At 66.3% G+C, this 14,171-nt stretch carries 12 protein-coding genes; 9 read left to right on the plus strand and 3 right to left on the minus strand.

Annotation, left to right across the window (positions count from 1 at the left end; translation table 11 throughout):
• Nucleotides 1-34 precede the first annotated feature (34 nt).
• From K0B96_RS10585 to K0B96_RS10605, 5 genes are all read left to right on the plus strand, one after another.
• Nucleotides 35-1,684, plus strand: coding sequence for a SpoIVB peptidase S55 domain-containing protein (locus K0B96_RS10585; protein ID WP_220160873.1), 1,650 nt, complete (start codon nucleotides 35-37; stop codon nucleotides 1,682-1,684).
• Nucleotides 1,685-1,710: 26 nt separating this feature from the next.
• Nucleotides 1,711-3,999: a YncE family protein gene (locus K0B96_RS10590; protein WP_220160874.1), complete on the plus strand. Its 2,289-nt coding sequence runs from the start codon at nucleotides 1,711-1,713 to the stop codon at nucleotides 3,997-3,999.
• Nucleotides 4,000-4,190: 191 nt separating this feature from the next.
• Nucleotides 4,191-7,388 carry a DUF1800 family protein gene (locus K0B96_RS10595; protein WP_220160875.1) on the plus strand — a complete coding sequence of 1,066 codons (3,198 nt, stop codon included), beginning with the start codon at nucleotides 4,191-4,193 and terminating at the stop codon, nucleotides 7,386-7,388.
• A gap of 10 nt (nucleotides 7,389-7,398) precedes the next feature.
• Nucleotides 7,399-8,811, plus strand: a complete 1,413-nt coding sequence (locus K0B96_RS10600; RefSeq protein ID WP_220160876.1) for a DUF1501 domain-containing protein — start codon at nucleotides 7,399-7,401, stop codon at nucleotides 8,809-8,811.
• Nucleotides 8,808-9,317, plus strand: coding sequence for a hypothetical protein (locus K0B96_RS10605; RefSeq protein ID WP_220160877.1), 510 nt, complete (start codon nucleotides 8,808-8,810; stop codon nucleotides 9,315-9,317). Before K0B96_RS10600 ends, K0B96_RS10605 begins: the two co-directional genes overlap by 4 nt.
• 66 nt (nucleotides 9,318-9,383) lie before the next feature.
• Here K0B96_RS10605 and K0B96_RS10610 read toward each other — a convergent pair whose 3' ends face one another.
• Together K0B96_RS10610 and K0B96_RS10615 are read right to left on the minus strand one after the other, a co-directional pair.
• A complete protein-coding gene (locus tag K0B96_RS10610; RefSeq protein ID WP_220160878.1) occupies nucleotides 9,384-10,340 on the minus strand; it encodes a tyrosine-type recombinase/integrase in 957 nt (318 codons plus the stop codon).
• Nucleotides 10,306-11,073, minus strand: a complete 768-nt coding sequence (locus tag K0B96_RS10615) for a MazG family protein (RefSeq protein WP_255558618.1) — start codon at nucleotides 11,071-11,073, stop codon at nucleotides 10,306-10,308. Before K0B96_RS10615 ends, K0B96_RS10610 begins: the two co-directional genes overlap by 35 nt.
• Here K0B96_RS10615 and K0B96_RS10620 point away from each other — a divergent pair.
• From K0B96_RS10620 to K0B96_RS10635, 4 genes are read left to right on the plus strand one after another with little or no spacing between them, the layout of a single operon-like run.
• Nucleotides 11,072-11,872: an indole-3-glycerol phosphate synthase TrpC gene (locus tag K0B96_RS10620; protein ID WP_220160879.1), complete on the plus strand. Its 801-nt coding sequence runs from the start codon at nucleotides 11,072-11,074 to the stop codon at nucleotides 11,870-11,872. The two genes, K0B96_RS10615 and K0B96_RS10620, sit on opposite strands and share 2 nt — an antisense overlap.
• Before the next feature lie 43 nt (nucleotides 11,873-11,915).
• On the plus strand, nucleotides 11,916-12,746 hold the full coding sequence (gene rsmA / locus K0B96_RS10625; protein ID WP_220160880.1) for a 16S rRNA (adenine(1518)-N(6)/adenine(1519)-N(6))-dimethyltransferase RsmA: 831 nt from the start codon (nucleotides 11,916-11,918) through the stop codon (nucleotides 12,744-12,746).
• A 33-nt stretch (nucleotides 12,747-12,779) separates the two neighbouring features.
• Entirely contained in the window at nucleotides 12,780-13,448 is a 669-nt protein-coding gene (locus tag K0B96_RS10630) for a hypothetical protein (RefSeq protein WP_220160881.1), read from the plus strand.
• Nucleotide 13,449: 1 nt separating this feature from the next.
• The gene (locus tag K0B96_RS10635; protein ID WP_220160882.1) at nucleotides 13,450-13,698 is read left to right on the plus strand and encodes a GlsB/YeaQ/YmgE family stress response membrane protein; all 249 of its coding nucleotides are present in this window, start codon (nucleotides 13,450-13,452) and stop codon (nucleotides 13,696-13,698) included.
• A gap of 40 nt (nucleotides 13,699-13,738) precedes the next feature.
• Here K0B96_RS10635 and K0B96_RS10640 read toward each other — a convergent pair whose 3' ends face one another.
• Entirely contained in the window at nucleotides 13,739-14,170 is a 432-nt protein-coding gene (locus tag K0B96_RS10640; protein ID WP_220160883.1) for a hypothetical protein, read from the minus strand.
• Nucleotide 14,171: the final 1 nt, after the last annotated feature.

The following is a 14,171-nucleotide window of genomic DNA, read 5'->3' on the forward strand; positions in this document are numbered from 1 at the left end:
CGCTCAGGCCGCGCAACCCGTTTCACCCGCCCTCATGCCCCTCGACGCGGTTCGCGCCGGCATGAAGGGCGAGGTCTGGACCGTCTTCCAAGGCACGCAACCCGAGCCGTTCACCGTCGAAGTCGCCGGCGTCGTCCGCAACGCCCTCGGCCCCGGCAAATCCCTCATCCTCTGCCGCCTCACCGATCCGCGCGTGCAAAACATGGGCGCCGTCGCCGGTATGAGCGGCAGCCCGCTCTACATCGACGGCCAGCTCGCGGGCGCGCTCAGTTACCAGATCCAACGCTTCGAGACCGTCCACTACGCCGGTTTCACGCCCGCGTCCGATCTCGCTGAAGTCGGCGCCAAATCCAGCTCGCCCGGCCTCTCGCCCACGCCCGTCGCCTACGATTCGCCCCGCGGCAGTTATCAACCGCTCCGTCCGGTCTTCACGATCAGCGGGCTCAGCCCGCAAGTCGCCGATCTTTTCGCCCCGCGCCTCGCCGCCCTCGGGCTCTCCGCCGCTTCGCTCGGCGGCAGCACGACCGCCGCAGATCCCGCCGCGCCCGTCACCCCGCTCAAGCCCGGCTCCGCCGTCGCCGTCGCCGTGGCGACCGGCGATGTCACGCTCGCGGCGACCGGCAGCGTTTCCCGCCTCGACGGCCGCCACGTCACGGCGTTCGGTCATCCGCTGCTCACCCTCGGCGATGTCGCACTCCCCATGTGCTCCGCCGAAGTCGTCGCGATTCTGCCTTCGAACCTTCAGTCGATCAAAGTCGCCAACACCGGCCGCGTCATCGGCACGATTTCCCAGGATCGCCTCTCCGCCGTCTCCGGCACTCTCGGCGCCGGCCCCGACATGATCGCGGTCGACGTCAATGTCGGCGGCGAAGGCACCACCGCGCGCAAGCTCCACTTCGCGGTCGCGCGTCAACAACAACTCACGCCCACGCTCATCGCGACCGGCGTCACGCAGGCCATTCTCGGTTCCAACGACGCCGGCCTCGCCAACGGGTTTCGCCTTCGCAGCAACATCACTTTCGCCGCCCACCAGTCCCTCACCCGCCAATCCCTCTACGCCGGCCCCCAAGGTTTCGCCCAAGGCCTCAACGACTTCGTCCAAGGCCTCGCCGCCAACCTTCAGAACCCCTACCTGAAAACGTTTCCCGACCACGTGGAGTTCAACGTCGAGCCCCTCGCCGAAAACCCCGCCATCACGCTCGACCTCTTCCAGCTCTCCCGCACCACCGCGCGCGCCGGCGAAACCGTCACCGCCACCCTCGCGTGGCGCGACTTTCAAGGCGCCGCCCATCGCCAGACGATCGACGTTCCCATCGACTCCGCCTGGGTCGGTAAAACCCTCGATGTCGTCCTCCTCCCCGGCCACAACCTCGACGAACTTTCCGGCCGCTCGCGCACGCTCCTCGCCGCCCAACTCCGCAGCTTCAACGCCTACCTCGCCGCCATGCGCGAAGACCGCGAGGCCGACGGCGTTTACCTCGCCGTCCTCGAAAAAGGCCGCGTCTTCACCGACGAAACCCAAAGCACCACCGACCTTCCCGGCTCCTTCGAACGCATCGCGCGCACCGCCGACGAAACGCGTTTCCAAAACCGCGACGCCCTCGTGCCGCTCTGGGAAAAACATCTCCTTCCCGGCAAGCTCACCGGCTCCGCCTACCGTCGCACGCTCCAGGTCGTCGAGTGACGCCCCGGCGTCCGTCCTTTCTCTTCATGCCCTCTTTCTTTCGCGCCTCGCTCGCGTCCCTCGTCCTCGGTGTTTCCACGGCTGTTGCGTCCACCGCCATCGCCGCCGGTCCGCTCTCCAACCGCCACAACGTCGACTTTTTCCGCGACGTCCCGAGCCGCAATCTCCACGGCCTCGCCACGCGCTCCGACGGCCGCCTCGTCGCCGGCCCCGTCCTCACCGATCTCGCCGGCCCCCTCCCCGCCGAACTCCTGTGGAATCTCGAACCCGCCACCGACGGCAAGTGGCTCGCCGGCTCCGGCCCCGATGGGCGCATCCTCGAATTAACCGTCACCACCCACTCCGCCGCGAACGCCTCCTCCGGCCCGAGCTTCACCAGCCGCACGTGGGCCAAGCTCGACGACTCCCAAGTTTTCGCCGTCCACCGTTTCGCCGACGGCACCGTCCTCGCCGGCACCTCACCCAAAGGCTCGCTCTCCCTCCTCACCGCGACCGGCACCGTCGTCGCGCGCGTGCTCCTGCCAGCCGACTCCGTTTTTGATTTTCTCCCCTCGCCCGACGGCCGCGAAGTCCTCGTCGCCACCGGCAATCCCGGCCGCATCTACGCCGTCGACCTCGCCCGCTTCGCGAAAGCCGGTCTCGCCACCGAAAAACTCACCGACGACGCCGCGCTCGCCGCCCACGGCCTCCGCCTCTGGAGCGAGATCCGCGACCGCAACGTCCGCCGCCTCATCCGCGTCGGCGATCACGTCGTCGCCGGCTCCGCGCCCCGCGGTAACATCTACCAGTTTCCCGCCACCGGCGGCGCGCCATTGCTCCTCCAGGAAAATCGCGACGCCGAAGTCACCGACCTCCTGCCCGACGACCACGGCGGCGTTTACGCGAGCATCGTCTTTTCGGGCGGACCGACCGCGATCCGCCTCAACCCCGTGCTCAAGAATCCGAAAGCCAACGACGACGACAGCTCCGACGACCTGCCCTCTCTCCTGGAAAAATTCACCGGCCGCAGCTCCCTCGTCTGGTTTCCCGCCGACGGTTTTCCCGAAACCCTCAGCTCCCGCAACAACACCGGCTTTTACCGCCTCGCCCGTCACGACAACGTCCTCCTCGTCGCCGGCGGCGAACAAGGCGAACTCCTCGGCTACGATCTCACGCGCCGCACCTCGCTCACGTTTGCCGGCAGCGCGTCCGCGCAACTCAACGCCCTCGCCGCGCTCCCCGGCGCACCCGGCCGTTTTCTCGTTTTGCGCAACAACACCCCCGGCCTCGCCCTGCTCGATTTTACCAGCGCCGCTCCGCGCTCGGCCGAGACTCGCCGCCTCGACCTCGGCTCGCCCGCCCGGCTCGGCGCGCTCCGCTTCAACCGCGTCCGCTCCGTCGACGAAAGCCAGCTCGCCCTCGAAGCCCGCGCCAGCAATGGCACCGATGAAGCCGAGGGCTGGACGCCGTGGACTCCTCTCGCGTTCGCCGACGGCGGCTGGCGTCCCGCCACCCCGTTGCGCGGCCGCTATGTGAAGCTGCGTCTCCGCGTTCCCCCGGCCGCTTCCGCCGTCGAACTCGACAAAGCCGACCTCTACTCGCTCCCGCAAAACCGCCGCCCGCAGCTCGCCGATTTTCGCATCCTCACGCCCAATCTTGCCCTCATTCCGCAACCCGACTCCGCGCCCTCCGCCAGCATCACGCTCGGTCAAGTCCTCAACGCGTCCGGCAACAGCGACAAAGACCGCCACCACGATTCCCTGCTTGCGAGCCAGCTCGTCCCCGCTCCCGGCAATCAACTGATCACGTGGAACGTCACCGATCCCGACAACGACGAGGTGACGTGCACCGTTTCCATTCGTCACGACGGCGATTCCGCCTGGATCGACCTCGCGCGCAACACCAGCGATTCCTACGTGCAGTTCGATACCACGCATCTCCCCGAAGGCCTCTACTTCACCCGCCTCGTCGCCACCGAACAGGCCCCGCGCCCCGCCGCTGATCGCCTGCAAACCACCTTCGAGACCGACGACCTGCTCATCGACCGCACGCCCCCCGAAATCTCCGCCGCCACCGTCACGCGCGATGGCGACACCACCAAAGTCACCGTCCGCGGTCGCGATGCACTGTCGCTGCTCGAAGCCCTCGAAGTGAATTTCAACAACGGCGCGAAAGACACCGTCGAGCAACCCGCCGACGGTATTCTCGACGGCCGCGAAGAAACCTTCGTGTTGGAAATTCCATCCGCGCGCCTCGCCGGCGCCACGTCCGTCGAAGTCATTCTCTACGACGCCGCCGGCAACAGCTCCGCCCGCCGCCTCCCCCTCGCGCCGTAATTCCAACGCCTCCCGGTTTGCAGACTGTAGGCGCGTCTCTTGTCCGCGCCTAGCTGTCGACCGTCCGTTCACTGCGCCCGTCACCTTTTGTTGCGGCGCAACGCCTCGCCCGCCGCGAGAATTCTTGCTGAATTTTCAATCCGCGCGGTTATCTCCGGACCCATTCTGCGTCTCCATTCGCTCCCGCGCTGATGACCGCCCCCTCACGTTTCCTGCGCTGCTGTCTGCTGTTTTTGGCTCTCGGCTCCTCCGTGTTTGCCAGCGAAGACACCTCGCGCGTGGTCAACCTTTCCACCCGCGGCCAGGCGGGTGTTAACGATAACGCCATGATCGCCGGATTCGTTATCGGCCCCGGCGCGCCCAAAACGGTTCTCATTCGCGCTGTCGGCCCCGGTCTTGCCACAGTCGCCCCCGATCTCGCGCCGCTCACCGTCACCGATCCTGTCGTCACCCTTTACCAAGGCGGCACGCCGCTCGCCACCAACGCCGCCTGGCTCGCCGCCGATGCGGACACCATGGCCGCCGTCGGCGCATTTCCGCTGCAAGCCGGCAGCCACGACGCCGCCGTCGTGCAGACACTCCAACCCGGCGCTTATACCGCCGTGGTCAACGGCTCCGCCACCGCCCGCAATCTCGCCCTCGTCGAGGTCTACGAAGTCTCCGCCGGCACGTCTCATTTGCTGAATCTTTCCACGCGCGCGCCCGTCGGCACTGGCGATAAAACCCTCATCGCGGGCCTCGTCATCGCGCCCGACAAAGGCCCCCGCCGCCTCCTCATCCGCGCCGCCGGCCCCGCTCTCGCCGCCATCGCTCCCGGCTTCACGGGCGAACTCGCCGACCCACTCCTCGTCGTCCGCGATGCCCACGGTGTTGCCCTCGCCACCAACGACGACTGGGGCTCCGTCGCCACATCCGCCGGCCTCGCCGCCGCGTTTTCCGCCGTCGGCGCATTTCCATTTCCTGATGCCAGCCACGATGCTGCCCTCCTCGGCGATTTTCCTCCGGGCGCCTACACGGTCACTGTCTCCGGCGTCGGCGACACCACCGGCATCGCACTGGCGGAAGTCTACGACGTCACGCCTGCAGAGCCTACCACCGTCACGCTCAGCGTCGACCGCACCAGCACCGACGAGGGCAATGTCACACCGCTCCAATTCACCTTCACGCGCGACGGCGACTCCACCGCCCCGCTGACCGTTTACTACACCGCCGGCGGGACCGCCACCAATGGCGCCGATTACACCTCACTGCCGGGCAGCCTCGTCATTCCCGCTGGCGCGACGTCCGCCACCGTCCTGGTCGTTCCCGTTGCCGACTTCGAGACCGAGCCCGACGAAACCCTTCAACTTTCCCTGCAGCCCGCCGCGAGCTACTCGCCCGGCGCAACGTCCACCGCAACTGTCACTCTCGCGGATCGCCCGCCCTCCCTCTTCGTCGCCGATCTCCGCGCCGGTGATTCTTCCACCTCGATCGCTTCGGGCACCGCCACCCTCCTGCTCAGCGCCAACGCCTCGACGATCAGCGTCTCCCTGAGTTTCGCCGGCCTCAGTTCGCCCGAGACGGTCACCTACGTCCGCCTCGGCGACCCCGGCACCATTGGCGAGGAACTTTTCCGCCTGCCGATCGGCCAAGTCGATTCTGCCACGTGGACCATCAAAGCCGTCGGGACGCTCGCCCTCGACGATGTCGTCGCCGCCCTGCGCGCCGGCCGCTTCTTCGTCAACGTCCAGACGGAGGCGTTTCCCACCGGCGAAATCCGCGGCCAGTTCATCCAGAGCAATGGTTCCCAAACCTTCACCGCGCCCTCCGACCCGCCCGCCGTCGATCTTGCCAGCATCACCGACACAGATGCCGCGCGCTTCCTCACGCAGGCGACGTTCGGCGTCACCGCCGACGACATCGCGAACTTGAAGCAGCAGGGTTACGCCGCCTGGTTCGCCGCGCAGCTCGCTCAACCCGCCTCCAACCACCGCGCGAAGCTGCTCGCCGACTTTAATCTCAATCCCAACGGCGGGCAGCAATCCGTCAACGGCACCCCGACGCGCCCCGGCTCGGTCCATCGCCGCTCCGCTTGGTGGCAGATCGCCGTCCGCGGCCCCGACCAGCTCCGCCAGCGCGTCGCCTTCGCGTTGAGCGAACTGTTTGTCGTCTCCGACGTCGACGGAGCGATCAACAACAACCAGGAAGCTCTCGCGAACTACAACGACGTCCTCGCCGCTGACGCCCTCGGCAACTTCCGCACGCTGCTCGAAGACGTCACGCTCAGCCCGATGATGGGCGTTTATCTGAGCCATCTGCGCAACGCCAAAGCCGACCCCGTCACCGGCGCGCAGCCCGATGAGAACTACGCCCGCGAGGTCATGCAGCTCTTCACCATCGGCCTCTCCCAACTCCAGCCCGACGGCACGCTCAAACTCGATGCCTCCGGCCGCCCCGTGCCGACCTACGATCAAACCACGGTCACAGCGATGGCGCGCGTCTTCACCGGCTGGGCCTTCCATAATACTAATCCCACCTCCCGCAATTTCCGCACGAGCCCCGCCAACTATATCGATCCGATGACGCTCTATTCGGATTACCATGACACCGATGCCAAAACCATCGTCGGCGGTCTTCAACTTCCAGCCGGGCAAACCGGCACGCAGGATCTGCACGACGCCCTCGACGCGCTCTTCAACCACCCCAACACCGGTCCCTTCGTCTGCCGCCAGTTGATCCAACGCCTCGTCACCAGCAATCCCAGCCCCGCCTACGTTTATCGCGTCGCCCAGGTGTTTGCCAACAACGGCTCCGGCGTCCGCGGCGATCTCGCCGCCGTCGTCCGCGCGATTCTTCTGGATTACGAAGCCCGTTCGAGCGACGCCGCCGCGACCGCCAGTTTCGGCAAACTCAAGGAACCTCTCCTGCGCGTCACCGCCCTGCTCCGCGCCGTCGGCGTCACCACGTCCGACGGCCGTTTTCCGTTCTCCAACACCAACAACAGCCTCAGCGAATCTCCGCTCAGCTCGCCCACGGTCTTCAACTTTTTCCCGCCGTCCTACGTGCAGCCCGGCGACCTCGCGAGCGCCGGGCTCGTCGCGCCCGAATATCAAATTCTCACTGCCAGCACCGCTATCAGCGTTCCGAATTACCTCTACAATTTCATCACCAACACAACCTACCAGGGCGTCAGCCTCGACTTCGCCCGTCTCCTCCCGCTCGCCGACCAACCCGCCGCGCTCACGGATCAATTGAGCCTCCAACTCGTCGGCAACAGCCTCGCGCCGGCCACCCGCGACCGCGTCGTCCTCGCGCTCCAGTCGCTCCCCGCTGGCACCAGCAACACCGACCGCGTGCGCACCGCCCTCTACCTCGTCGTCACCTCGCCCGATGGTGCCGTGCAAAAATAAAACGCCGCTCATGTCCTTCACGCCCGGTCAGCCTCTTTCCCGCCGCAAGTTCCTCGGTTCCTGCTGCGCCGCCGTCGGCACCACCGGCCTGCTTTCCGCCCTCGCCCAACTCCGCCTCATCGGCGCCATCGCCAGCCCCGGCGCGTCCGCGACCCGCGCGACCGCCGCCGCCTCCGATTACAAAGCCCTCGTCTGTCTCTTCCTCCAAGGCGGCAACGACGCCAACAATCTCCTCATCCCCAACGACACCGCCGGCTACGCCAGCTACGCCGCCGCTCGCGGCGCCCTCGTCCTTCCCCAAACCGGCCTCCTCCCGCTTTCACCCCGCACCAGCGACGGCCGCGCCTTTGCGCTCCATCCATCGATGCCGGAGTTTCAGAACCTCTTCGCCGGTGGTCAGGCCGCCGTCCTCGCCAACGTCGGCACCCTCGTCGTTCCCACGACCAAAGCCCAATACACCGCCAAGTCCGTCCCGCTGCCCAACCAGTTATTTTCCCACAGCGATCAGCAGGTGGAATGGCAAAGCAGCCTCCCCGACCGTCCGTTCACCACCGGCTGGGGCGGCCGTCTCGCCGATCTCACCAACGCCTTCAACGAGAACAACACCATCTCGATGTCGATCAGCCTCGCCGGCCAGAACTCCTTTCAAGTCGGCCAGTCCGTCGCCCAATTTTCCGTCAAAAGCACCGGCCCCGTCGCCCTCAGCGGCTCGTCGCAAAGCAACTCGTCCCTCGCCGGCATCCGCACCCGCGCCCAATCCGACCTCCTCGCCGCTTCGCAAAGTCACTTGCTCGACACGGCGTTCGGGACCGTCACGCGCGATGCGATTTCCGACAGCGCCCTGCTCGCCGAATACGTCGGCTCCACCGCGGGAATCCCGTTCTCCACCGTATTTCCCGACAGCAGCCTCGGGCAGCAATTGCAGATGATCGCGCGCCTGATCGCCTCCGCGCCGGCGCTCGGCCTCAAGCGCCAGGTTTTCTTCGCCGCCCTCGGCGGCTGGGATTTGCACGACTCCCAACTCGTCGCCCACTCCACTCTCCTCGGCGACGTCTCCGCCTCGCTCCAAGCCTTCTACGCCGCCACCGTCGAACTTGGCGTCGCCTCGCAAGTGACCACGTTCACGGCCTCCGACTTCGGCCGCACCTACAACACCAACGGCGACGGCTCCGATCACGGCTGGGGCAGCCATCACCTCGTTGTCGGCGGCGCCGTTCAAGGCCGCGATATTTTCGGTCACGTCCCCGATCTCACCATCAACGGCCCAAACGACACCGGCCGCGGTCGCTGGATTCCCACGACGAGTGTCGACGAATACGCCGCCACGCTCGCGACTTGGTTCGGCGTCAGCCCGACCGATCTTCCCATCGTGCTGCCCAACATCGGCCGTTTCGCGCAACCCAATCTCGGCTTCCTCGGATGACGCGTCGCCGCCTCGCCGCGCTCGTCCTCGCCGTCGCCGCGCTGCTCGCCGTTTGGTTCTGGCTCCGACCCGCGCCCACGTCGCCCGTCGCCTCCCGCGCCCCATCCTCCGCGCCCGGCGCGACCGCGATCGCCCGCCCCGCGTCGCCGCCCCCGCTCGACGAAGACACGGGCCTCGCCGCCCTCGCGCAACTCGGTTCGCCCGCCACGACGATCTCCGCCGACCTGCAGCTCCTCGACGGCATGTTCACCCGCTACCAGTCAAACTTCCGCGGCAACCCCGTCGGCCTCAACGCCGAGATCGTCGCCACGCTCACCGGCGGCAACCCGCTGCACCTCGCGTTCATTTCCCCGCATCACCCGGCGCTCAACGCCCGCGGCGAACTCTGCGACCGCTGGGGCACCCCGTTCTTTTTCCACCAACTCTCCGGCACGCGCATGGAAATCCGCTCCGCCGGCCCCGACCGGAAAATGTGGACCGCCGACGACTCCGTGCTCACGCCGTAAACGACGCGCAACCCCGCCGACGACTCCGTGCTCACGCCGTAAACGACGCGCAACCTCCGCCGCCGCCTACGCCCGCGGATGCGCCTTCGCGTAAATCTCTTTCAACCGCGCCACGCTCACATGCGTGTAGATTTGCGTCGTCGACAGACTCGCGTGCCCCAACAGCTCCTGCACCAGCCGCAAATCCGCGCCCGCGTTCAGCAGATGCGTCGCATACGAATGCCGCAGCTTGTGCGGCGTGAGATCCAGCGGCAGCTCCGCGAGCGCCAGATAACGCTTTAACAACAACTGCACCGCTCGCGGCGTGATGCGCTCGTGTTTCGCCGTCACGACGACCGGCGCCTCTGCGCCCGTGTCCTGCGCAAATTCGCTGCGAAATTTCTTCAACACCGCCAGCGCCACCGTCCCGAGCGGACACAACCGCTCCTTCCGCCCCTTGCCGAGCACGCGCGCCACACCTCCATCGAAATCGATCTGCCCGTAGTTGAGCCCCGCCAGCTCGCTCACCCGCAACCCGCCGCCATAGATCAACTCCATTGCCAGCCGGTCGCGCCACGCCGTGAACGAGTCCACCGTCTCATTCTCCAGCAACCGCTGCGGCCCGAGCAGCAGTTTCCTCATCTGCTCCTCCGTCAAAAATTTTGGCAGCCGTTTTTCCAGCCGCGGCAGCGGCACACCCACGAACGGATTCGCCACCACTCGCCCGCGCCGCACCCAGAATTTATACAGCGAACGCAACCCCGATACGTGGTTGTGCAACGTCCGCCGATCGAACCGCCGCTGCGCCTCGATCACGAAATCCCGGACCTCCCGCGGTTGCACGTTCTCCAGCGCCGCGTCGCTCCGCCCTTCGCCCAACCGCCAGCGCACGAAATCCTCCAGCGCCTGCCGGTAGTTGCGCAACGTGTAGCGCGAATAGCGCCGCTCCTGCGCCAGATACGTTTCAAACGGCGCCCACCACCCCGCGGCGATTTCCGCCGGGAGCGCGTCAACCGGCGCGCTGCTGGACGCGTTGCTCGACATCGCGCATCACCTTCGTCGCGTGCAGCCGCAACGCTCCCTCCGCATCCAGGCCGTGCACCCGCGCGGCCGCCGCCAGTTCAAACAACCTCCGGCCCAGCGTCGCCTCATCCAGCTCCCGCCCCAACGCCTGCACCTTCGCCGCATCGAGCGCGCCGTCCGCCGGCAACTGCTTTTTCTCGATCTGCTTCGCCACCGCTTCGGCGAACATTAACGCCGGCAGCCGCGGCGGCAGCGCCTTGAATACTCCGCTCGCCGGTGCGCCATTCTTCTTTTCGCCCGCTTTGATCTGCTCCCACTGCGTGATCACCTGCTCCGACGTGTCGAGCTTGCCCGTTCCAAACACGTGCGGATGCCGCCGCACCAGTTTCTCATTCACCTCCCGCGCCACATCCTCGAGCGAAAACCGTCCTGCTTCCTCCGCGAGGTGCGCATGAAACACTACTTGGATCAGCACATCGCCCAGCTCCTCGCGCATGTGCGGAAAATCCGCCTGGTCGATCGTCTCGATGAGTTCGCTCACCTCGTCGATGAGACACCGCACCAAAGACGCATGCGTCTGCTCTTGATCCCACGGACACCCGCCCGGCCCCCGCAACCGGGCAATCGTCGCTTTCAACTCATCCATCGCGCTCATCCGCCCAGCACAACGACGTTCCGGGTGAAATCCATGCCAAAACCCGTCCACTCTGGTCTGGTTTTCAGCCCGCTGCGTGTATTTCGTTGTTTCCTGCATGTCCGATAAACTCACCGAGATCATGGCGTGGAAGCGGCACGAAATCGCCGCGCTCGTCCGTCCCGTTGCCGAATCCGAACTCGCCGCCGCTTCCGCCGCGCGACCCGCGCCGCCATCGTTTCGCGCCGCCCTGCGTCCCGCCGACGGACAACTCGCCGTCATTGCCGAGATCAAGCGCCGCTCGCCGTCCGCCGGCCCCATCGCCACCGCCGTCTCCGCCCCCGATCAGGCGCAACGCTACCGCGCGGCCGGCGCCAGCGCGCTCTCCGTCCTGACCGACGAAAAATATTTCGGCGGTTCCCTCGCCGATCTCACAGCCGTCACCGCGCTTTTCCATCGCGACCCGCCTGCGGTGCCCTGCCTCCGCAAGGATTTCATGGTGCACCCGATCCAGGTGCTTCAAGCCCGCCAGGCCGGCGCCAGCGCCATTCTGATCATCGTTCGCGCACTCACCGACGACGAAATCAAATCCCTCCACACCGCCGCCATCGCCGCCGGCCTCGATGCGCTGTTTGAAATCCATCACGAAGCCGAACTCGACCGCGCCGTCGCTCACGGGGCGAAGATCATCGGCGTCAACAACCGCGATCTCGCCCGCTTCACGACCGACCTCGCCCTCAGCGAACGCCTCATCCCGCTTTTCCCGCGCGAGGTGATCGCCGTCAGCGAAAGCGGCATCTTCACCGCCGTCGATGGCGCCCGCGCCCGCGCCGCCGGCGCCCACGCCGTCCTCGTCGGCGAGGCCCTCATGAAAGCCCCGGATCCCGCCGCCTTGATGGCCGCGTTCCGCGCCCCCTGACCGCCGCCGCCGGCGTCCTTACTTCCTGCATCGTCGCCCCGCTGTGCCGCTTACACCTTCCAGCACCCGCGATCTGCTCGCCGCCCTCGGGCACACGCCCAAACGTTACTTGGGCCAAAATTTTCTGGTCGACGGCAACATCGTCCGCAAATCCCTCGAGCTCGCCCGCCTCGCCGCGGGCGATACCGTGGTCGAAATCGGGCCCGGTCTCGGCACGTTGACCTCCGCCCTGCTCGAAGCCGGCGCCGATGTCTGGGCGGTCGAGATGGATCGCGCACTCGCGCAACACCTCCGCGAAACCCTCGCGCCGCGCTTCCCCGCGCATCTTCATCTTTTGGAAGGCGACGCCATCGACCATCCCCTCGCCAACCTCCCGGCCGCGTCCGCCGCCGCCGGATTCAAGGTCATCGCCAATCTTCCTTACGCGATTTCCACCCCGTGGATGGATGCCGTGCTCTCCGGTCCGCTCCCCGAGCGCCTGGTCTTGATGCTGCAGCAGGAAGCCGCCCAACGCTACGCCGCGCTCCCCGGCAGCAAGACATTCGGCGCCATCTCGATTTTCCTGCAGTCCGCCTACGAAATCGCTCCCGGCCATAAAGTCGCCGCCGCCTGCTTTCACCCGCGGCCCGAAATCGAATCGTATCTGCTGCACCTGGTCCGCCGCCCGCCGGCATTTGTGTTCGATCCCGCGACGAAAACCCTCATCCGCGCCTGCTTCCAGCAACGCCGCAAGCAGATCGCCGCCCTTCTCCGCGGCCGCCTGCCCGACGACGGCACCGCCTGGCTCGCCGGCCTCGCCGAATTCGACCTCACGCCGCGAGCCCGCCCCGAGGAAATTCCCGTCGCCGCGTGGCAACGGCTCCACGCAGCTTGAAACATATTTCCATTTCTCTCATCACACTTCCGAATGAAACTCCGCGTCGCTGGTCTTCTTTTCCTCTTCCCGCTCCTCGCCGGACTCCTCTGCGCGCAATCCGATCCCGCCGCCCTCAGCGGCCGCATCGAGGGCCATACCTATTACTCTCCCACCGGCGCCTATCGGATCACCATCCCGGTGCTCCGCGAACTCGGCGGCACCGTCAACGACACCGATAACGTCGTCACCTTCGAGGATCATTTCACCGTCCACATCAGCATCGCCACGTTTCCGCAGGATGCCACGCAACGCTGGGAATTATCCACCCGTGGCATCAAAGACTACCTCACCGTCTTCTTCACCGACTTTGTCGTCCCGGATTTCCAACGCATGGTCCCGGCGATCAGCATTGAGAGCATCACTTTCCTCCCGAAAACACAGGGCGGCGCGCTGATCGCCTACACGCTGCTCCCCGGCGGCTCCATGTTTGGCGACCGGCCCACGATCGATGGCGACACGCGTGGCCACGTCGCCAAGCGCGGCAATCTCCTCTTCGTGCGCGATGGCTTTATCTACGTCATCAGCACCGAACTCGCCGAACGCATCACCGAGGGCACCAGTTACCACAAAACGACCGCCGAGGAAGATCAGTTCCTGAAAGACCACCTCATGGATATTCTGAGCAAGATGACGTTCATGAAACCCGCGGCCGCCCAATAGCATGTCCGCCCGGGCGTTTCTCACCTTTCTCGTCATCGGACTCCTCGCCGGCTGGATCAGCGGTCTCATCACCAAAGGCCGCGGCTTCGGCCTCGCCGGCAACCTTATCGTCGGCGTGGTCGGCGCCTTCCTCGGCGGCTTCTGCTTCGGTCTGCTCGGCCTCACCGCCCACAACTTCATCGGCCAACTCGTCTTCGCCATCGCCGGTGCCGTCCTCTTCAGCTACCTGTTGCGCTTCATCAAAAACTGATCCGCCGCCCCGCGGTCGGCGCGGCGCGACCGCGCCTCCGTCACCGTGTCTGCTGTTCGATCGACGTCACTTTGCCGTCTTGAAATACCACCCGGAAATGCTCCCGGTCGCGTCGCGCCGGATAGTTTAAATAATACGGGTAGCGCACGTCGTTCCAATCGTAGTAACGATGATACCAGCCGCGATAAAGCGGCATGCCGCCCGGCCCGTCGTAAGTCACGTAACTCCAGATCTCGCTCGTGCCAGTCTCATCCTGCCGCTGGATCACCCGATCGGCGTCACCCAACGCCAGCCGCACCATCTCCGGCGTGAAGCCGAGACCGACCTGGCCGTGCCTGATCATTTCCTGCTGCGCCGGCGTCAGGCGCGCGAAAATCTCCGGATTCCGCTGGATGCGTGCGTCCGGCGTGCTGCACGCCGCCAAACCGAGCGCGAGCAGCGCCACGGTGAAAAGAGAGATGAACGATTTCATA

Source organism: Horticoccus luteus (assembly GCF_019464535.1).
GTDB classification, from domain to species: domain Bacteria; phylum Verrucomicrobiota; class Verrucomicrobiia; order Opitutales; family Opitutaceae; genus Horticoccus; species Horticoccus luteus.